The sequence below is a fragment of the Halobacillus litoralis genome, assembly GCF_009856355.1.
GTDB lineage: Bacteria > Bacillota > Bacilli > Bacillales > Halobacillaceae > Halobacillus > Halobacillus litoralis_B.
Genome location: NZ_WMEW01000001.1, coordinates 587,193 through 606,129, shown reverse-complemented (window position 1 = coordinate 606,129; position 18,937 = coordinate 587,193). Strand labels below are relative to the sequence as shown.

General features: G+C 47.4%; 19 protein-coding genes. 10 read left to right on the top strand and 9 right to left on the bottom strand.

The annotated features are described in order from the left end of the window. The first annotated feature begins 65 nt into the window (after positions 1-65). From GLV97_RS02790 to GLV97_RS02775, 4 genes are all read left to right on the top strand, one after another. Positions 66-1,457 (top strand): amidase, encoded by a 1,392-nt coding sequence (locus GLV97_RS02790; RefSeq protein WP_160888936.1) that lies wholly within the window; start codon positions 66-68, stop codon positions 1,455-1,457. Positions 1,458-1,725: 268 nt separating this feature from the next. Next, positions 1,726-2,898 carry an MFS transporter gene (locus tag GLV97_RS02785; RefSeq protein ID WP_160837115.1) on the top strand — a complete coding sequence of 391 codons (1,173 nt, stop codon included), beginning with the start codon at positions 1,726-1,728 and terminating at the stop codon, positions 2,896-2,898. A gap of 102 nt (positions 2,899-3,000) precedes the next feature. Beyond that, positions 3,001-4,287 carry an alpha/beta hydrolase gene (locus GLV97_RS02780; protein WP_160888935.1) on the top strand — a complete coding sequence of 429 codons (1,287 nt, stop codon included), beginning with the start codon at positions 3,001-3,003 and terminating at the stop codon, positions 4,285-4,287. A gap of 230 nt (positions 4,288-4,517) precedes the next feature. Then, positions 4,518-4,847 carry a hypothetical protein gene (locus GLV97_RS02775; protein ID WP_160888934.1) on the top strand — a complete coding sequence of 110 codons (330 nt, stop codon included), beginning with the start codon at positions 4,518-4,520 and terminating at the stop codon, positions 4,845-4,847. Between the two features lie 47 nt (positions 4,848-4,894). On the opposite strand, the gene GLV97_RS02770 is transcribed toward GLV97_RS02775, so the two are convergent. From GLV97_RS02770 to GLV97_RS02760, 3 genes are read right to left on the bottom strand one after another with little or no spacing between them, the layout of a single operon-like run. Beyond that, positions 4,895-5,617 (bottom strand): Bax inhibitor-1/YccA family protein, encoded by a 723-nt coding sequence (locus GLV97_RS02770; RefSeq protein WP_160888933.1) that lies wholly within the window; start codon positions 5,615-5,617, stop codon positions 4,895-4,897. Positions 5,618-5,677: 60 nt separating this feature from the next. Beyond that, positions 5,678-6,298 carry a response regulator gene (locus GLV97_RS02765; RefSeq protein WP_160837107.1) on the bottom strand — a complete coding sequence of 207 codons (621 nt, stop codon included), beginning with the start codon at positions 6,296-6,298 and terminating at the stop codon, positions 5,678-5,680. Next, on the bottom strand, positions 6,276-7,631 hold the full coding sequence (locus tag GLV97_RS02760; RefSeq protein WP_237418546.1) for a sensor histidine kinase: 1,356 nt from the start codon (positions 7,629-7,631) through the stop codon (positions 6,276-6,278). Before GLV97_RS02760 ends, GLV97_RS02765 begins: the two co-directional genes overlap by 23 nt. A 173-nt stretch (positions 7,632-7,804) precedes the next feature. Between GLV97_RS02760 and GLV97_RS02755 the strand changes: the two genes are divergently transcribed. From GLV97_RS02755 to GLV97_RS02745, 3 genes are read left to right on the top strand one after another with little or no spacing between them, the layout of a single operon-like run. Further along, a complete protein-coding gene (locus tag GLV97_RS02755; RefSeq protein ID WP_160888932.1) occupies positions 7,805-8,407 on the top strand; it encodes an anthranilate synthase component II in 603 nt (200 codons plus the stop codon). Continuing rightward, positions 8,404-10,137, top strand: coding sequence for an aminodeoxychorismate synthase component I (gene pabB, locus GLV97_RS02750; RefSeq protein ID WP_160888931.1), 1,734 nt, complete (start codon positions 8,404-8,406; stop codon positions 10,135-10,137). The genes GLV97_RS02755 and pabB overlap by 4 nt, the downstream gene beginning before the upstream one ends. Positions 10,138-10,149: 12 nt before the next feature. Beyond that, complete coding sequence (locus tag GLV97_RS02745; protein ID WP_160837101.1) at positions 10,150-10,518, top strand: DCC1-like thiol-disulfide oxidoreductase family protein; 369 nt, start codon at positions 10,150-10,152, stop codon at positions 10,516-10,518. A gap of 22 nt (positions 10,519-10,540) precedes the next feature. Here GLV97_RS02745 and GLV97_RS02740 read toward each other — a convergent pair whose 3' ends face one another. Continuing rightward, on the bottom strand, positions 10,541-10,702 hold the full coding sequence (locus GLV97_RS02740; RefSeq protein WP_160888930.1) for a hypothetical protein: 162 nt from the start codon (positions 10,700-10,702) through the stop codon (positions 10,541-10,543). Positions 10,703-10,842: 140 nt separating this feature from the next. Between GLV97_RS02740 and GLV97_RS02735 the strand changes: the two genes are divergently transcribed. Beyond that, positions 10,843-11,673, top strand: a complete 831-nt coding sequence (locus GLV97_RS02735) for an STAS domain-containing protein (protein ID WP_160888929.1) — start codon at positions 10,843-10,845, stop codon at positions 11,671-11,673. Between the two features lie 45 nt (positions 11,674-11,718). On the opposite strand, the gene GLV97_RS02730 is transcribed toward GLV97_RS02735, so the two are convergent. Continuing rightward, positions 11,719-12,729: an NADP-dependent oxidoreductase gene (locus GLV97_RS02730; protein WP_160888928.1), complete on the bottom strand. Its 1,011-nt coding sequence runs from the start codon at positions 12,727-12,729 to the stop codon at positions 11,719-11,721. 108 nt (positions 12,730-12,837) lie between these two features. Here GLV97_RS02730 and GLV97_RS02725 point away from each other — a divergent pair, with 108 nt between their 5' ends. Continuing rightward, a complete protein-coding gene (locus tag GLV97_RS02725) occupies positions 12,838-13,551 on the top strand; it encodes a GNAT family N-acetyltransferase (protein ID WP_160888927.1) in 714 nt (237 codons plus the stop codon). Positions 13,552-13,644: 93 nt separating this feature from the next. On the opposite strand, the gene GLV97_RS02720 is transcribed toward GLV97_RS02725, so the two are convergent. Next, entirely contained in the window at positions 13,645-14,016 is a 372-nt protein-coding gene (locus tag GLV97_RS02720) for a DUF779 domain-containing protein (protein WP_160888926.1), read from the bottom strand. Positions 14,017-14,054: 38 nt separating this feature from the next. Continuing rightward, positions 14,055-15,575 (bottom strand): aldehyde dehydrogenase, encoded by a 1,521-nt coding sequence (gene adh, locus GLV97_RS02715; RefSeq protein ID WP_160888925.1) that lies wholly within the window; start codon positions 15,573-15,575, stop codon positions 14,055-14,057. A gap of 174 nt (positions 15,576-15,749) precedes the next feature. Here adh and GLV97_RS02710 point away from each other — a divergent pair, with 174 nt between their 5' ends. Next, positions 15,750-16,622 (top strand): 5'-3' exonuclease, encoded by an 873-nt coding sequence (locus GLV97_RS02710; protein ID WP_160888924.1) that lies wholly within the window; start codon positions 15,750-15,752, stop codon positions 16,620-16,622. A 254-nt stretch (positions 16,623-16,876) separates the two neighbouring features. Here GLV97_RS02710 and GLV97_RS02705 read toward each other — a convergent pair whose 3' ends face one another. Together GLV97_RS02705 and GLV97_RS02700 are read right to left on the bottom strand one after the other, a co-directional pair. Beyond that, the gene (locus GLV97_RS02705) at positions 16,877-18,139 is read right to left on the bottom strand and encodes a helix-turn-helix domain-containing protein (protein WP_160888923.1); all 1,263 of its coding nucleotides are present in this window, start codon (positions 18,137-18,139) and stop codon (positions 16,877-16,879) included. A 146-nt stretch (positions 18,140-18,285) separates the two neighbouring features. Beyond that, positions 18,286-18,921, bottom strand: a complete 636-nt coding sequence (locus GLV97_RS02700) for an SDR family oxidoreductase (protein WP_160837081.1) — start codon at positions 18,919-18,921, stop codon at positions 18,286-18,288. Positions 18,922-18,937: the final 16 nt, after the last annotated feature.

Below are 18,937 nucleotides of genomic sequence, written 5' to 3'. Positions count from 1 at the left end.
TACTTTACCCAGGAAAGAAGCGGGCAAACCTGTACATATTCAGAACCGATCAAGGAGGTAATAAGATGGAACACCGGGAACTGTATCATCTCGATGCATGGGGGCTTCGGGAGAAACTCCTTCAGAAAGAATGGAAAATTGAAGAGGTGATCGACCACTACAGATCCGTTACCGCACGGAAAAATCCGGATTTGAACGCTGTTGTTCATCAGATTGAGGAGCCGGTGAACACGGATGGCCCATTCATGGGGCTTCCCTTTTTAATTAAAGATTTGAATGCCGTGAAGGGCCATCCGTTAACCTATGGATCCAAAGTGATGGATGGCTTCAAAGCTGGATGGGATGATGAATTCGTAAAGCGGTTCAGAAAAGGGGGATTGACCATCATTGGAAAGTCCAACACCCCTGAATTCGGCTTTACACCCGCTACGGAGTCTGTCCATCTCGGATTTACGAAAAATCCGTGGAACAGAGACTATTCACCCGGTGGCTCGAGTGGTGGAGCGGCAGCTGCCGTCGCGTCAGGAATGGTGCCTTTCGCCCATGCGAGTGACGGTGGAGGCTCCATCCGGATTCCGGCTTCCAACACCGGTTTGTTCGGGTTCAAGCCGACAAGGGGACGCACCCCTTTCTCTATGCATTTGAACAGCTTTGCCGTCAGTCACGGGGTTACCAAATCCGTCAGAGACAGCGCGGCCCTGCTCGATATTTTAGAAGGCCCTCAAAAAGGGGATCTATTTGCGACTCCTGCGCAGGGCAGACCTTATGCCGGCCTGGATCATCGCGATCTGGGCTCATTGAAAATCGGATATATGGCTGATTTCGGCGGCGTTATGCCGATCAGTCAAGATGTTCAGGAAGCTGTAAATAAAACGGCACGGCTGTGCGAATCGCTCGGTCACCACGTTGAGCGGGCGTACCCGGACATTGATTTGAACAAGTTTATGGACGCTTTTGTTGTGGTGTGGGTCGTAGGAGGCGCCTTAGCCGTCAAGGAAGCGGCACGGATGAACGGGAAAACGGCGGACAGCCATAACGTAGAACGGATGCTTTCCACCCTTATTGAAAAAGCGGAAGGCTATTCAGCTCTGGATTATGAGAAAGCACGTCTCTATCTGGCTTCGGAAAGTGCGAAATTCCATGCATTCTTTGAGCAGTACGATGTTCTCCTTCACCCGGTCAATGCCTCTTCCGCACTTCCGCTCGGCTGTTATAACGGGGAAGAAAAGACGATTGATGAAATCCTTGCTGTCTCAGCTGCTTATGCCCACCTGGCCCCTGCAGCCAATGTGACGGGACTGCCTGCGATGAGCGTGCCCCTGTATTGGAAAGAAAACAATGTGCCGATCGGGTCCCACTTTACCGGCCGGTTCGGCGATGAAAAGACCTTGTTTAAGCTGGCTTCCCAGCTCGAAGAGGCCGAGCCGTGGTTCCATAGATATGAAACATTGATATAGTAAATCAGGCTGACGGGTTCTCCCGTCAGCCTGATTTGTTTGATAGAACAAGTCATCCCAGCCCACATCTGCCGCGTCTTAAAATTTCATGATAAGTGGATAACGGGAAGAGAGGTGAATATTCACCAAAGAGGAGGAATTTTTCCGGGATAATAATAAAAAATCGTGTAAAAAAACGGTTACATAGAAGAATGGAGTTTTACTGAAAAAAAACCGGGGTATTTCCTGAAAATGTTCCCACATAAAAGACGATCAGGAGGTACCACACATGAAGAAAGGGAAAAGTTTACACGCTTTAATCATTTTAATGTTTACTCAATTTATATCAGGCGGGGTGACCAACACCAAAGGGATTGTGCTTGACCAGGTGGAAAATGATCTTGGTCTGGACATGAGCCAGTTTGGTCTTGTCGTTTTAATCTTCCAGCTTGGCTTTACGCTTGCCAGTGTCATCATTGGATATTACACAGACAAAAAAGGTCTGCGTACGATGACCATCATCGGCTCGATTATTATGGGTCTTGGATTCCTAGGGACAGGCCTTGCCCCCAATATTATGTTTTTCCTCGGTTTTTATATGATTGTCGGTTTTGGTCTTGGAGCGCTCGGGGTAGCTTCCAACGCAATCGTTCCCGCAGCTTATCCAGAAAAGCAGAACCAGATGTTCAACCTCGCGATGGGTGTTTATGGTCTTGGGATGGTCATCTTTCCACAAGTATTGAACTTCCTTTTCCAATTCGCGTCCTGGAGATATTTTTATCTAGGCATTGCGGTTTCACTGGTTGCTGTCATTATCTATATCACAAGTGTAGCCTTCCCTTCAGGGAAAGCGGAAAAAGTCGATTTGAAGGCTTTTATTCCGATGCTGAAGGATGCTCAATTCGTTTTTCTTATGGTCTTTCTCGTCTTTCAAGTATCGGCAGAAGTTTCCTTTACAAATTTCTTCCCGGTCTACCTCAAATCGCTTGATTTAGGAGGCATGGCAACGGCAGAGAAGGAAGATCTGGTAGCGGCTATTCTATCGATTTTCTCTGTTTTCTTCATGGTTGGAAGACTCGCAGCCGCCTATATTACAAAATGGGTGAACGAGCGGGTGATCCTGATCAGCTTTTCGGCAGGGGCGCTGCTGATGGTCGGGATCAGTTTCCTTGTAGCGGAAAGCTTCCCTTATCTTTTCGCAGGAGCCGGTCTATTCTTCTCAGCATTGTTCCCGACAGCAACAGCGTTTGGGACGCAGATGTCCAAAACCAGCGGTTCTGCCTTAGGGCTGATTTATATTGCCGCCGGTATTGGCGGGGGTATTGCCGGTTACATTGTAGGCCTGGCCTCTGAAATTTTCGGAATGGCCGGTGGATTCAGCATTGTGCTTGTATTCCTCGCCCTAATGCTGCTTATGACCTTCTTTATGAACAGCAGCAAATCCAGTCAGCAGCACGCTTGATGTTTACTCCGTCTCCTTGAAGAGACGGAGTTTTTTTATTGATGTTGTGATATTCACTTGAATTTCCTGTAAAATTTAAGAAAAGAAAGGGGTGGGAAATCAATGAACAAGTGGGTAGGGGTCATCTTTCTGGTCGTCCTTTTCTTAGTTGGATGTCAAACGGGAGAAAGGGGAGAAGATGAAAGGAGTGTCGAAATGCTGGAGGGAAGATGGGAAGGTACCATTGAAGTACCGGGACAGCCACTGGGCTTTATTATACATATGGACAAAGAAGAAGAATGGGAAGGAACCATCAGCATCCCTGTACAGAATGTGGAAGACTTCAGGTTGTCAGATATCATTGTCGGCGGGGAAGAAGTCGCATTTACGATGCCGCTGCCTGGTCAATCCATTCAATTCAATGGAAGTTTCACGGATGGGGAGGTTGCGGGGACGTTTACTCAGGAAGGACAGTCTTATCGGTTTCTTATGGAGAAAAAAGAGCTGGAACCTGAGGAAGAGGGGGAATTCCTCTCTGTGGAAACCTCTTCCGGCACCCTGTACGGGGAATTGCTGATGCCTGAAGGAATGGAGAAGGCGCCGGTGGCCTTGATTATTCCAGGATCAGGCCCGACGGACCGCAACGGAAACTCCCAGGGCGTTCAGGGAAGGAATGACAGCTTGAAAATGCTTGCCGAAAGACTCGCAGAAGCCGGGATCGCTTCCGTCCGTTATGATAAGCGCGGCGCAGGCAGGAATCGTGACGCAGCCATGGATGAACAAAACATGAGGTTTGAAGTGTTTGCCAACGATGCCGGCCAGTGGGTGGAAAAACTCTCCCGGGATGAGAGGTTTACGGAAACAGCGGTCATCGGGCACAGCCAGGGATCGCTTGTCGGCATGATGGCGGCTGAGGATCATGCTGTCGACGCTTTCGTATCGCTGGCGGGTGCGGGACAGCCGATTGATAAAATCCTGGAAAATCAGCTCAGGGAGAATCTGCCGGAGGATTTATATGAGGAAAGTCTGGATGTGTTGGAGAAATTGAGAGATGGAGAGGATGCCGGGAAGGTGAGTCCTCCTCTCCAGAGCTTATTCGCTTCTGACCTTCAGCCGTTTCTACGTTCATGGATGAGCTACGATCCAGCCGACCAGATCAGGGAGCTGGATGTGCCGGTTCTCCTTGTGAACGGTACCCATGATGTTCAGATTCCGGTAGAGGAAGCTGAGCGTTTAAAGGGTGCGGCACCGGACTCGCAGCTTCTCCTTGTTGAGGGGATGAATCACGTGCTGAAGGAAGCTCCTGAGGATCGTGAAGGCAATCTCGAGACATATACAGACCCTGATCTTCCGCTACCGGAGACTCTCACGGAGCCACTGATCATTTTTTTACAGAACAGCGGTTTTTGATAATCATGATGAAGTCCAGTCAATGCTGCAGACGATTTTCTATAACAGCATAGCTGTCTTTCTTCTAATATCTTTTGACGCAGTAACCTGCCCGGCCCATTTTAACAAGCTGGCAGGAGACGGCTGGCGGTGATACCAACACAAGAAAAGAGGGATTTTTTATCATTGAAGGTTCAGATCTTATTCTGCAACTCTATGTCTATATAGGTATTGGGGGGCTGATCACAGGTTTGATGACTTACCTGATTATACGAGGTATCATTAGAAAAAAGCCCTTTGGTGTATGGAACATAATCTTTGCAGGATTCACAATAGCCTTCGGGATTTCAACCATCCTCACGGGCATTTTCGACATCCAATCAACAAAGTCCATCCTTCAAACTGACGAAAGTGGAGTTTTATTAGACCAGTTAACACCCAACAGCATCAGCCTGCCGGTATTATATATATTCCTCAGCATGCAAACCCTTTTGGGATACAGTCTTACCCGCAAGCATGAAAAGGAAAGGGCTGCCCGAAAAAAAGAAAAACAGGACCGGCCGGACAATGATTCAGTATGAAAAAAGCATGGAGGGAACCCTGAGGTCCCCTCCATGCTTTTCGTGTTTCATCGCCGAATCTTCTGTAAGAGCCTGAGAATCTCAATGTACAGCCAGACCAGCGTGACAATCAAACCGAAGGCGCCGTACCATTCCATATGCTTAGGAGCTCCTCGGTCCACTCCCTGCTCGATAAAGTCAAAATCAAGGACAAGGTTCAGTGCAGCAATGGCGGTAATGAACAAGCTGATGCCAATGCCGATGGGGCCGCTGGAATGGAGGTAGGGCACTTCCATTCCGAAAAACTGCAGAATGAATTGAACGAGATAAACGAGAAAAATTCCAAGTGTGGCAGAAACCACCATCAAACGTAAGTTCCTCGTCACTTTAATGATTCTGGAAGCGTACAGAAAAAGCAGGGCAGCCATGACTGCCAGTGTTAAACTGACCGCTTGAATGACAATGCCTGAGTAAGCTCCCTCCGCAAAAGCGGACAGGCCTCCGATCAGAAACCCTTCCAAAGCGGCATAAATGGGAGTTGTAACAGGGGCAGCTTTTGGAATAAATGCGGTCACCAGGGCGAATACCAATCCTCCGAGCGCTCCGATCAACATCATCATTGTTACGTCCGCTCCCTGGGCGTACTGGTACCATGTATATCCGGCAGTTCCAAGCAGGAACAGGAATAAAACGGCTATTTTGGCGATCGTTCCTCCGAGCGTCATCGTTTTTCCCTGTTCACGGGATCGCTGGAATGCGTCTGTTTTTAAAATCGGGTTGCTGGTTCTCAATGGAGAGCCTCCTTCATAAATCCTTCGATACCCCTGTACCCTGAAGGTGGGGAATGTATGTTAGTGAGCATACCATTTGTATAATTTTTTAGGCCGGCCGATGCGTTGATGGCTGACGACCTGCTTCACTTTTCCTTCTTCAAGCAGATGCATTAAGTAACGATAGACGGTAGGGTAGGCAAGTCCGATTTCCTTCGAGATCACATCGACAGGAAAGGCTTCCCGGTTTTCCTGTAAATATTGAGCGATGGAGTGGAGGGTGCCTTTGCTGATGCCTTTGGCCGTAAAAACATCTTCCTCTTCTTCCTGCACGTGTTTCATGTTTGCGATCTGGGCGTGCAGCTTGATTCTTGAAATGAGGTCGGGAGCCTTCACGGGTTTTAACGCAAAGTCGGTCGCCCCTTCCTCAAGAAAACGGTCGGCCACCTCCTGTCTTTCGTCTACCGTTAAGACGAGAATAGGGACGACAGAATTATGCCGGCGGATTTCTCTAACTGTCTGCAAACCGTCCATTTCAGGCATATGATAGTCCACGAGAATCACATCATAGTTCCCTTTTAAAAACATATCCACGCCTTCGCGTCCATTGGAGGCCGTATCTGAATCCCATTGGGCATGCCGGCAGAATTCTGTAAGCATGTATCTAAGAGATTCGTCATTATCCATGATTAATATTTTCATCTCGTACTCTCTCCTTCGGTATATGAATCCAGAACGTTGTTCCTATGCCTTTCCTGCTTTCAATCGTCAGTTCAGCGTCATGCTCCTTCACGACGTTTTTCACAAAGGTCAGTCCGACACCTGGGTGGGATTTCGTACTGTAGCCTGCGCTCCATATTTTATTGATGTTCTCTTTACTGATGCCGTGGCCGTTGTCCTGAACGCCGACCGATACCCCTTGTCTGTTCTCTTTCGTAGCGATCGTGACTTTGGCATCTGCTTTTCCTTCGACTGCATCTCCCGCATTATCAATTAAGTTGACGAGCGCTCTTGTCATACGGATTTTGTTAATGTAGATTTCCAGTTCTTCGTCCGCGGCCAAATCAAAGGTGTACATCGTTTCTGATTCTGACAGCTTGTTGGCACGGACATACTCTATAAATGTCTTTAATGAACACCAGTTCTTCTTCTCGTGATAGAGGATTTCCGAAACCATATCGCTGGTGGCCTGGATGGATGAAGATATCTTATTTGTGTACTGCAGGATTTCCCTGTCCTCTGTCTTCATCTGGATCAAGGAATTGAGCCCTTCCATCAAAGAAAGGGGTGTTTTTAAATCATGCACGAGGTGAAGGGCTTCCCGGCCGGACCTGGATTCCACCATGTCAAGACGGGCAATATCCAGATCCTGTCTCATCCGTGTCTTTTGTTCAGCCACAGTCAGGTATACCGCAAGAACGGTGGCGTTGCTGATGAAAAAGGCGAAGAAAAGGAAGCTGTAGAGGCTGATGGCCTGCTCGAAGCCCAGCTGTTCTGCTGTGGTTTTCACCAGCAGGGATAATTCCCCCCCTCCGAATCCGAACGCTGTCAGGTACGTAATCGTATCCAGCCACTGGAATCCGAATAAAAGCTGGGCGAGTATGAAAGCTTTATAGATTGGACGCAGCTGCCCCTTTCCTAACAGGTGAAGAACGGCTATGGATAATAATAGAATGATGGCGGGGCCGCCAAAATGATAGTTGATCGAATTATACCCGTTGATAATGGCATATACAAGGGGAATGATGGCGAACGGAACAGCGATTTTCAGCCAGGGCCGTTCCAGTCTCCTTCCTAATTCGTCACCAAGAAGAAGGGCACCGATATAATGGGGGAGCGCCCGGATGGTGTTCAGCATAACCAGACCGAAAGCGGCAAGCATCAGGGTGCTCCCATCCGGATCGGTCTTTAGAGTTTCCATAAGGGCATCAATGCCTGTCTGTTCAATGCTCAGCCACAAGGGCATCGTAATGCCGATCACGATGCTGGCTATTTTGATCCATATGCTCTTTGAATAAAGCAGTTGTTTCCACATGTGATTCATCCTAACTGGAGCGCATCTTTTTATACATTCTAATATATCCATCAGGCATTTTCGATTGTTTTTTCCTAAGCTGATGGATTTTAGCAGCAGTTCTTCCTATGAGGGTGCCCCCGAAGGGTAGTATAATGAAGGTATTATGATTACGGACGAAAGGTGAAACAGCTATGATCATCGTCATTGATAACTATGATTCTTTTACGTATAACTTGGTGCAGTATTTTCAGCAGATGGAGACAGAAGTCATGGTCAGAAAAAATGATGCAGTCACCGTAGAGGAGATCGCCAACCTTGCTCCTGACCTGATTGTTCTTTCTCCGGGGCCTGGTAAACCATCGGAATCCGGTGTCTGCCTGGACGTTCTCCGGGCATTCGAAGCTGATATTCCGATTCTCGGCATCTGTCTGGGTCACCAGCTGATTGTAGAGGCTTATGGTGGAACCGTCCGTAAAGGCAGAAAGCCGATGCACGGTAAAGTCACGGCCATGACGCATGATGGTGCCCACGTCTATGAGGGCCTCCCTGAAAGTGTGCAGGTCACACGCTACCATTCCCTGGAGGCAGATAAGTATCAAATGCCGGAGCAGCTCGTAGTTACAGCGGTCTCTGAAGATGGGAGTATCATGGGAGTCCGGCACCGGGACTATCCAGTGGAAGGCATCCAGTTCCATCCGGAGTCAATTCTTACAGAGTGCGGCTTCACGATGCTGTGGAATACGTACCAGCAGGCACTGCGGTATCAATCAGGCAGGAAAGGGGCGGTCGTATGAATCATGAACCTCTTCTGCAGTTTGAATTTGTGAACGAGCATGGTGAAAAGGAAAACAGACGTTTTGAAAAGCCGGTGGAAATCTTGACGACCGACAACCACCGGGAAGTGAAGGAACTGTTCGAACGGTTGGAAGAACTTCTTGATGAAGGCTATTATGCTGCCGGCTATGTTTCATATGAGGCAGCACCGGCTTTTGATGAGTCGTTTGTTGTGCACGATTCTCCTGAATGGCCGCTCGTCTGGTTCGGGATTTTCGAAAAAGGGGAGGACGCTTCTGAACATTCCTCCGGCCTTCCGTTTCATGTGTCCGAGTGGAAAATGAAGGGCAGCTACAACCACTACCGAAAAGGCATCGAACAGGTGAAGAAGGGGATTGAAGAAGGGGATACGTACCAGGTCAATTATACGACAAGATTGGAAGCCGCTTTTTCCGGTGATGACTTTTCGCTGTACCAGCGTTTAATGAACAATCAAAAGCCCGGCTACGGTGCTTATATAAATATGGGGGACCGGAGCCTTTTATCCGCTTCTCCTGAACTTTTTTTCCGGATGAATAACCGCACGATTACAACAAAACCGATGAAAGGCACAGCTGGACGTGGAAGGTTTTACTCGGAAGATGAAGAGCAGCACACGCACCTTCAAGTGTCCGAAAAAGAAAAATCAGAAAACCTGATGATCGTCGATCTCTTAAGAAATGATCTCGGCCGGATTGCCGTCCCCGGCTCCGTGCGCGTGCCGGCTCTGTTTGATATAGAAACCTATCCGACCGTCCATCAGATGACTTCCACTGTGGAAGGAGAACTTCCTCCATCCTTAACGATGTATCAGGTGTTTGAAGCCTTGTTTCCATGTGGGTCCATTACAGGGGCTCCCAAGGTGAGGACGATGGAATATATTAAAAGGCTGGAAGATTCCCCCCGTGATGTGTACTGCGGCGCCATCGGCTTTATAACCCCCCGGAGGGAAGCCGTCTTTAATGTTCCCATCCGCACAATTATGATCAACCATGAAAGTGGAAGAGCGGTTTATGGAACGGGAGGCGGCGTAACGTGGGATTCCACTTCAGAAGGGGAGTATCAGGAAGTGCTTACCAAAGCCCGTCTTCTCACAGAAGACCGTCCTGATTTTCAGCTTTTGGAGACGATGAGACTGGAAGAAGGGTGTGTACACCTGTTGGATTACCACCTGCAGAGGCTGCAGAAGTCAGCGCGGTACTTTCAATTCCCATTGAACACTTCCCGGTTGAAGCAGCGCTTACGGGAAGTGACAGACCAACGGCCGGAAGGGCTGTACAAAATAAGGCTCCTTACAGATGAAAACGGGCGGGAAGAAATTCAGGTTATGCCGATGGATCCACCCGCTCCTCATGTTCAGACCGCTCTTGCCGCCGCCCCTGTATCCGATCAGGATCCTTTCTTGTTTCATAAGACGACGCACAGGGAAATATATGAGAGACACAAAGTGCCCGGTAAAGCAGCCACTCTTCTGTGGAACGACCGGGGGGAACTGACAGAATTCACAATAGCCAATCTCGTCGTCAAATATCATGGAGAGTACATCACACCGCCGGTAACCAGTGGTCTTCTTGCAGGTACATACAGGCAGTACCTGTTGGACCAGGGGCGTATAAAAGAACAGATCCTTACTAAGGATCAGCTTGGGGAATTCGAGGAAATCTGGATGGTGAATGCCCTCCGGGGGTGGGTGAAGGCGGAGTTTTCATAAAGGAGTGATCCAGTGAAGCATGTCGTTTTTTACGATGCACAGTGTCCCTTCTGCTTCTATGTCAAAAAAATACTCATGAAGTTTGACTGGCTGGGACAGATAAAATGGGTAGCTGTACAGGAAACAGAGAAAAGTGGAAAATATCCTTATTTAGAAGGACGAAACGTCCTTGATGAAATTCATATGCTCACAAAAGAAGGGGAAATCACCCAGGGGTTTGAAACCATCCGCCGGTTGATGCTGGCCCTGCCTTTCTTTGCGGCCTTCGGTGTCCTTCTATCTCTTCCAGGAGCCTCACGGATAGGCTCCCCTCTATACCGCTGGTTTTCCGATCACAGACACCAGTGGTTCGGAAGGTATGATCTTCCCCGATATGCATAAAAAGCCTTCGTTACGGAAGGCTTTATTTTTGGTTTTTTTGAAAAAGCCGGTAGGATCCAAACACGATGATCAATAAGGCGATGATCAAGGATGTCCATTCCCCCTGGGAGATACCGATGTAGAGTCCCCTGATCAGGAAAAGAAGACAGAGTACAAGAAAAATGGTCAATGTCGCTTTATTCATATAAATCCTCCATAGACAGGCGTTATCTCCCTAATCATACCGAAATCACAGAAAGAAGAATAGGTATAGTTATTCTTTCAGAAAATAGTTTATGGTAAGGTTAGGATTAAAGAATACTTTAAACAGGGAGACGGTTGCAGATGAATAATGAGCTGTCCTACATAAAAGATAAAATTGTATCCAGCAAAAAAGTGCTGGATGAACAAGTCAAAGCGATGAAGAAAAAGGAATATGGGGTGGAGGCACTCATGACAGCTGACTGGGAGCAGCTGTTCATGTTTATTTCTGAAAGCCTGGAAGAAGAGACTTTGGACGTTCATGAAAAAGTGAAGGTCTGGTCGGAAAAAGAAGTGGCGAGCAAAATCAACCAGGGCGGAGAATTGTCACAGTCCCTGAGAGCGGTTCATTTTGTCCGCCGGGTGCTTTGGGATCATTTCAAGGAAGAGTTGGAACAGGACGCCTTCTCTTCTTCCACCATTATCAAAGTAAGTAAAGCCGTCAGTTCCATCCTTGATGAAGTCACCAGGCACTTCAGCGAGTCTTATTCAAGAAGCATCCAGCAGGAGGCTGAGCGCAAAGAAACAAGACTTGCTGAATTGTCTGTTCCTGTGGTTACGATTGTTGAAGGAGTGGCGGTTCTGCCTCTCATTGGAGAGGTCGATCCACCAAGGGCCAGAATGGTGATGGATACATCCCTCCGCCGGAGTACCGAACTGGATCTCGATGAGCTGTTCATTGATGTATCCGGGGTCCCGATCATCGATACCTATGTAGCGAATTACATCTATCAGATTTTCCATGCCTTGGAGCTTGTCGGTGTGAAAACGACATTGACAGGCCTCAGGCCGGAAATGGCGAAAACGATGGTGGATCTTGGTGTCAACTTTAAACGGATCCAGACAAAAGGTGGTCTCGAACAGGCACTTAGTGACCTTGGGATCCAACGTCCTTCCACCTCACTTGAGACATAAAAAAAACCTGTAGAAGGATGCATCCTTCTACAGGTTTTTTTTGAATTAGGAATGGGAAGGTTCCGCAACTTTCACGAGCTGTTTCCCGAGGTTCGTCCCTTCAAACAATCCGAAAAACGCATCCGGGACGTTTTCGAAACCTTCGACGATCGTTTCTTCATACGTCAGACGGCCTTCCTGGAGTTTCTGGGACAAGTACTGGAAGCCTTCACTGAAACGGTCCTGATAATCACCGACAGTGAATCCTTTGATAAGGGCACTGGCCTTAATAAGGTGGGACTGCATGCGAGGTCCCTGGGCATTCGGCGTATTGTACGTGGAAATGGCTCCACACTGGGAAATACGCGCAAATTTATTCAGGCGTGGATAAACGGCATCGGAAATCTCGCCACCGACGTTATCGAAGTAAATATCAATCCCGTTCGGGCAGGCTTCATCCAGACGGGCAGGAACGTCGTCCGTCTTATAGTTGATGACTTCATCGACACCCAGTTCATCTTTTAAATACGCGAGTTTTTCATCAGAGCCGGCGATACCAACAACATGGCAGCCTTCAATTTTACCGATTTGCACGACAGCTGAGCCAACAGCCCCCGCCGCACCGGAAACGACAAGCGTCTCTCCTTGTTTCGGCTGACCAATGTCCATCAATCCGAAATAAGCGGTTAGTCCCGGCATACCGAGAATACCAAGGGATGTAGTGACAGGTCCCAGGCTTGGGTCGATTTTTCTCAAGGTATTTGGATCAGCCGTTGTGAATTCCTGCCACGGAAGCATTCCTGTAACGATGTCTCCCGCCGCCAGGGCGTCTGTTTGTGATTCTACAACTTCAGCGACAACGCCGCCTTCCATCGGTTCATTTAATTGGAAAGGGGCTACGTAGGATTTCGCATCACTCATACGTCCACGCATGTATGGATCTACAGATACGTAAAGAAGCTTCACAAGGACTTCTCCCTGTTTTGGTTCAGGTTTTTCTGTTTCGGCGATTTTGATATGCTCATGGGTAGGAGCGGCTGTCGGTCTTTCTACCAGCTGAATTTCTCGATTACTCATTTGATCATCCTCCTTTATCTCTTTTTCTATCGTAACGCTTTTTAAACCCCGCTGAAAAGTAATACGGCCTGCGTAATGAACATTCATTCAATGGAAGGGGATACAAATATGAACGGGTTCAACTGTCATTCCGTGAAACGAATCGAAGGAGAAAAATACATTACGATTGAAGATACAGGGAAGCTGTCCACCCTGGAAATCTGCTCTTTAGCTGACAGGATTGACCAGGAAGCCGTTCCCGGCCAGCTGGTCACGCTTATGGTGGGGAATCATCCGGCAGCAGAGAAATATCTGTTGAACACAGGCTTTTCCAAACACAACAGGACCGCTTTTTACCGGAACCCTTTAAAGTCTCTGCCTTCTCCGGCTGCTTCATTCACATGGAAGAAGGTTTCGGATATAGGAGAACCTTTATTCAAGGAGATCTGGAAGCGGTCGATGGAGGATTCCCCAAACGGAGAATCCAATCAAACCATGGAGGAGCATATGGACAGCGTCAAACAGGAATTAGGAAAAGGGTATGAGCATTCCTGCCTGGCGATTTATGAAAAGGAAGGGCCGGTGGGAGTCGCTATGCCTCACATTGAACCGGGGACAGAGGATGAGGGCCGTGTTTTTTATATCGGACTGATACCTGAAGAGCGTGGAAAGGGAAAGGGGACTCCAGTGTTTATTGAAACCCTCCGCCGCCTGAAGTATGACTTCAGAGCTGCCTGTCACGTCGGCTCGACCAGTATCCAGAACAAACCGATGCTCCGGTTGTTTGAAAAAACAGGCGGTGCGCAGGAAAGGATCGTGACAGCTTACAAGAAACAAAAGTAAAGGACCGGGGATGGATTAGAGAGTGTTGTCCTGTTCTCCGTATCCGCCAAAAAAGCTGCCGGGAAAATTCCCGGCAGCCGTTAGCGAGTCTGTTTATTTTTGTACTTCTGCTTCTTTCAGCTGCTGATACTCTTCATCTGTGAAGGCCCGGGATCTCGTGAGGAATCTTTTTCCTTCCACACCTTCGAGAGAAAACATGCCTCCCCGGCCGTCCACAACATCTATGATCAGCTGGGTATGCTTCCAGTAGTCAAACTGTCGTTTATTCATATAGAAAGGGGTGTCTCCAATGTCCCCGAGCCGGACATCCTGACTGCCAATCATCAAATCGCCTTCTTCATAACACATTGGTGAGCTGCCATCGCAGCATCCACCCGATTGGTGAAAGAGAAGAGAGCCGTGCTTCTTTTTCAGCCGGTCGATGAGTTCCAGGGCAGCATCTGTGGCTTTTACGCGTTCCACCATCTTCAGAGGTCTCCTTTCTTTAGCAATCGGAGCGATGATTAAAAGAAACCAAGCTTTTTAGGGCTGTAGCTGACAAGCATGTTTTTCGTCTGCTGATAGTGATCCAGCATCATTTTATGGTTCTCACGGCCGACGCCGGACATTTTGTAGCCGCCAAAGGCTGCGTGGGCAGGGTAGGCGTGGTAACAGTTTGTCCACACACGGCCGGCTTCAATGCCGCGGCCGAAACGATAGGCGGTATTCATGTCTCTCGTCCACACACCTGCCCCCAGACCATAAAGGGTATCGTTGGCGATTTTCATAGCTTCGTCATGGTCTTTGAACGTTGTCACAGACAAGACGGGGCCGAAGATTTCCTCCTGGAAAATCCGCATGCTGTTGTTCCCTTTAAAAACGGTCGGCTCCACATAATAGCCGTCCTTAAAGTCGCCGTCCAGCTGATTGCGTGCTCCACCGGTCAGGCATTCGGCTCCTTCATCCTTCCCGATTTCCAAATAGGAAAGGATTTTTTCCAGCTGCTCAGAGGAGGCCTGGGCACCCATCATGACTTCAGGATCAAGTGGATTTCCCGTTTTGATTTCTTTGACCCGTTTAATGGCACGCTCCATGAATTCATCATAGATGGACTCCTGAATAAGAGCACGGGACGGACACGTACAGACTTCGCCCTGGTTCAAGGCGAACATCACCATACCTTCAATCGTTTTATCAAGAAAATCGTCATCTTCGCGCATGACATCCTCAAATATAATGTTCGGTGATTTCCCACCAAGCTCCAGCGTAACAGGAATGATATTTTGAGAGGCGTACTGCATGATCATCCGCCCGGTTGTCGTTTCTCCGGTGAAAGCGACCTTGTTGATACGCGGGCTCTGTGCCAGAGGCTTACCAGCTTCCAGACCGAATCCGTTCACGATATTCAAGACACCTGCCGGAAGAAGGTCCTCCACCATTTCCATGAAATAAAGGATGGAGGCAGGCGTCTGCTCCGCCGGCTTAAGGACAATCGTATTACCTGCAGCCAGGGCAGGAGCGATTTTCCAAACTCCCATCAGAAGCGGGAAGTTCCAAGGGATGATCTGACCGACAACACCCAGCGGTTCTTTAAAATGATAGGCCACGGTATCCTGATCGATTTCCCCGATGGTGCCTTCCTCGGATCGAATGACAGAAGCAAAGTACCGGAAGTGGTCTACAGCAAGAGGGATATCCGCATTCAGTGTTTCACGGACAGCTTTTCCGTTCTCCCATGTTTCAGCAACAGCGAGCTTTTCAGCGTTTTCCTCCATACGATCTGCAATCCGGTTAAGGATTAGAGAACGTTCGGTGACTGAGGTCGTCCCCCATGAATCTTTCGCTTTATGAGCTGCATCAAGCGCCAGTTCAATATCCTCTTCTGTGGATCGTGCTACCTGACAGAAAGTGCTGCCTGTAACAGGTGTCACATTTTCAAAATACTGGCCCTTCACGGGAGCGGTCCATTCTCCACCAATGAAATTGTCGTAGCGCTCCTTAAACTGGACTTCCGATCCTTCTGTGTTCGGGAAAGCATAAACCATACATCCATCCTCCTATTTGAAATTAATTTGCAAGCGTTTACATTTACCTTCACTTTGAAACTACCATTAAGACGGAAAATTGTCAATTTACAGAAAACAAAACGGAAAAACAGCACTCGATGCCATGGACATTCTTGTTATAATGAGAGTATCTATTGGAAAAGGAGATTATGTATGACAACCAACCGTATACTGCTTGTCGATGGCATGGCTTTGTTATTCCGGGCTTTTTATGCCACGGCTATGAGTAATTATTATATGATCAACAGTAAAGGGACGCCTACCAATGCCGTCTATGGTATGATGAAGCATTTATTCACCGCTTTGGATACGTATCAGCCGACCCATGTCATCTGCTGCTGGGATATGGGCAGCAAAACGTTCCGGAACGACCTTTACCCGGATTATAAAGCCAATCGCGGGGAGCCGCCTGTCGAACTGCTTCCTCAATTCGAACTGGCCAAAGAGACGGTCGCCGCCCTCGATATACCGAATGTCGGCCGAGTGGGGTATGAAGCAGACGACTGCATGGGGACGCTCAGCCGGGTGTATAGTGAAGATTCCCAGGTTTTCCTGCTGACAGGAGATCAGGATCTTCTGCAGCTTTTGAAACCGAATGTAAACGTCGTACTGTTGAAGAAGGGGTATGGCAATTACGCAGAGTACCATGAAGAAAGTTTTTACGAGGAAAAAGGCATTACACCATCGCAGATGATCGACTTGAAAGCTTTGATGGGGGACACGAGTGACAACTATCCAGGAGTGAAAGGGATTGGCGAAAAAACAGCCCTGAAACTTCTTCTGAAGTATGGAAATATTGAAGGCATTCTTGAAAATATCGAGGAATTAACGAAAGGTCAGCGCTCAAAGATAGAAGAGAATCTGGAGATGCTTCATTTATCCAGGAAGCTTGCTGCGATTCATTGTGAAGCAGAGGTGGACTGTTCGCTCGATGAGGCTCTGTTTTACATTAATGATGAGAAAATGGGGGCCAAATTCGACGAACTTGAATTTAAAAACTGGAAGAAAAACATTACCGGAATGTAAAAGAAAAAAGCTTGTAGAGAAACCCCTGTTTCTTTACAAGCTTTTTTCTTTCTTACCGCCGGGAGCGAAAGCCCCTTGGGCGTTCTTTAAAATCGATAAAGACTCTTCGCCCAGCTCAGCTGAGGCCGTGCCCGCGGCAAGCACTTGCCGATAAGCGGAACGTGCCCTCTCAACACGACATGCGGACAACTCTAACTGGTTAACACAGGCTTTTTCTACAGCCAAAGCAGGAAGCGGATGCTTCCTGCTTTTCTTTATAGCAGATCCTTTTTCTGGGTTTCTCTATAATGGTTGGCTTCTTTGTAGTACATGGCGGCTTTTTTGTACATGCGTTTTTCGTAATAGAGGTTGCCGAGCATTTCTACAAATTCTTTATAGTCTTTATATTCATTCAAACGGCGGAAGTCTGGGATAATTGTATTCTCGAGCTTTTCCATGAAGGAATCTTCAAGGGTTGTTTCACTCACCATATTCCTTAAAATATAAAACTTATGTTTGTATTTCAGCAGATTTTCTTTTTCCGATTCAGCTTCTCCATCCTCGATGTACTTCCAGCATTGAGATAAGTCGCTGCTGTAGTAACTGGTTAAAGCGAGCAGGTATATGGTGCTGGATCTGAACATGGTTTCCTTCGTATCTATTTCATAGGCTTGTTGAAGGTAGTGGTAGGCGTCGGAGTATTTCTCCTGATTAATATAGTTGATCCCGAGGTTGTGGTAGATCCTTCTTTTTTCAGTAACAGGCAGCTGATATTTAGCGGCCTTCAACACTTTAAGCAGGAACTTCTCGGCGATTTGGTGGACACCCAGGGAATTGTAGTTGATGGCAATAATCATGTAATTATCAACCAAGCGTTGATAATATAAAGTTTTCTCATAAATCTCTAATGCCTGATGGGCATAGTAGGTGGACTCAACAAAGGAGCGGATTTTTGAATAAGCTAAAGCTAAATGGAAATAAACCTCACCTTCGTGAATGGGAAGTTTATTCATGAGATGTTCTGCTTCCATAAAATGCTTCAATGATTTTTTTAATTCCGCCACCAGTAAATAATGGACACCCACCGTTTTATGGAAGAAGAATTTAAATTCCGTATTGGCTCCGTTATAAATATTGGAAATTTCCTTCATGGTGTCATCAGTCAGAGGTTTTCCAGTTTGAGTCATAAGATGTCGGGTGTGGATAATTTTGAATAGATTGGTCAACTCTATATTTTGATTTTCACTTAATTGGCTTGCACATTCTTTATGAAGTTCTTCCATAAGGGAGAAGTCCCTCAATTGTGCAGCCTCATGCCAGGCATGTAGATTGTTGTAAATAACCTCGTCAAACTCTTCATTGATATCTATCAACTTAATTTTTAAACGCTCTCCAAGAAGGCGGTAAATTTCTTCGCTGGCATTGATCGTATCATGCTCAATCTTACTAAGATAAGAGACCGAGCATATTCCTGATGCAAGTTCTTCCAAGGTCATATTTTTAAACGTACGATGTTGCTTAATTAATGAGCCTTTCATAATTCACTACTCCTTTAACGCATCAGTTACCAACATTATAGCAGAGAATTATGTTTTGCAATACTTTTGTCCTATGAAATGACTTTATACCTACGTCGTCATACTATATATAAAAAGAACCAGGCTGCAGCCTGGTTCTCTTATTATTATAATGTTTTTAAAGCTTCTTCAATCTGTTGATCACCGGAAATCATTTCAAATGTCTTGTGGTAGCAGTTCTGCTCCTCAAGGCAGGCGATCATCGTTTTCGCGACATCTTCTCTGGAAATCGTTCCAGCATCTACTTTTTCCCCGACCTGGATTTTGCTGCTGCCTGGATCATTTGTCAGACCGCCGGGACGGACGATGGTATAGTCAAGCTCCGTAGATTTGAGATAATCATCCGCTTCGCCCTTCATCTTCATGTAGTGCTTCAATTCCTCAGGTCCGCGCTCCGGCTCACCTGCAGCCATACTGCTCAGCATGACGAATTTCTTAATGCCGAGGTTTTCGGTGGCTTTTACGAGATTGATTGCGCCATCACGGTCAACGGCTTCTGTCTGGTCGGAACCGGTGCTGGATCCTGATCCTGCTGCGAAAATGACTGCATCCATTCCTTTAACCGCATAGCCTACGTCACTCTTGGTTACATCGGCAAGGACCGGCGTACCTCCGAGCTTCTCAACCACTGCTTTTTGTTCTTCTTTACGAATGAGACCATAAGGCTCATGGCCGTCCGCTTTTAAATATTCTACTAATAGACGTCCGGTATGTCCGTTCGCTCCTGCTACAAGTACTTTCATGTCGTATACAACTCCT

Bases quoted from the DNA above. Each gene is read 5' to 3' on its own strand.
- GLV97_RS02790 (WP_160888936.1), top strand. From the start codon at position 66: ATGGAACACCGGGAACTGTATCATCTCGATGCATGGGGGCTTCGGGAG.
- GLV97_RS02785 (WP_160837115.1), top strand. From the start codon at position 1,726: ATGAAGAAAGGGAAAAGTTTACACGCTTTAATCATTTTAATGTTTACT.
- GLV97_RS02780 (WP_160888935.1), top strand. From the start codon at position 3,001: ATGAACAAGTGGGTAGGGGTCATCTTTCTGGTCGTCCTTTTCTTAGTT.
- GLV97_RS02765 (WP_160837107.1), bottom strand. From the start codon at position 6,298: ATGAAAATATTAATCATGGATAATGACGAATCTCTTAGATACATGCTT.
- GLV97_RS02760 (WP_237418546.1), bottom strand. From the start codon at position 7,631: ATGTGGAAACAACTGCTTTATTCAAAGAGCATATGGATCAAAATAGCC.
- GLV97_RS02755 (WP_160888932.1), top strand. From the start codon at position 7,805: ATGATCATCGTCATTGATAACTATGATTCTTTTACGTATAACTTGGTG.
- pabB (WP_160888931.1), top strand. From the start codon at position 8,404: ATGAATCATGAACCTCTTCTGCAGTTTGAATTTGTGAACGAGCATGGT.
- GLV97_RS02740 (WP_160888930.1), bottom strand. From the start codon at position 10,702: ATGAATAAAGCGACATTGACCATTTTTCTTGTACTCTGTCTTCTTTTC.
- GLV97_RS02735 (WP_160888929.1), top strand. From the start codon at position 10,843: ATGAATAATGAGCTGTCCTACATAAAAGATAAAATTGTATCCAGCAAA.
- GLV97_RS02730 (WP_160888928.1), bottom strand. From the start codon at position 12,729: ATGAGTAATCGAGAAATTCAGCTGGTAGAAAGACCGACAGCCGCTCCT.
- GLV97_RS02725 (WP_160888927.1), top strand. From the start codon at position 12,838: ATGAACGGGTTCAACTGTCATTCCGTGAAACGAATCGAAGGAGAAAAA.
- GLV97_RS02720 (WP_160888926.1), bottom strand. From the start codon at position 14,016: ATGGTGGAACGCGTAAAAGCCACAGATGCTGCCCTGGAACTCATCGAC.
- adh (WP_160888925.1), bottom strand. From the start codon at position 15,575: ATGGTTTATGCTTTCCCGAACACAGAAGGATCGGAAGTCCAGTTTAAG.
- GLV97_RS02710 (WP_160888924.1), top strand. From the start codon at position 15,750: ATGACAACCAACCGTATACTGCTTGTCGATGGCATGGCTTTGTTATTC.
- GLV97_RS02705 (WP_160888923.1), bottom strand. From the start codon at position 18,139: ATGAAAGGCTCATTAATTAAGCAACATCGTACGTTTAAAAATATGACC.
- GLV97_RS02700 (WP_160837081.1), bottom strand. From the start codon at position 18,921: ATGAAAGTACTTGTAGCAGGAGCGAACGGACATACCGGACGTCTATTA.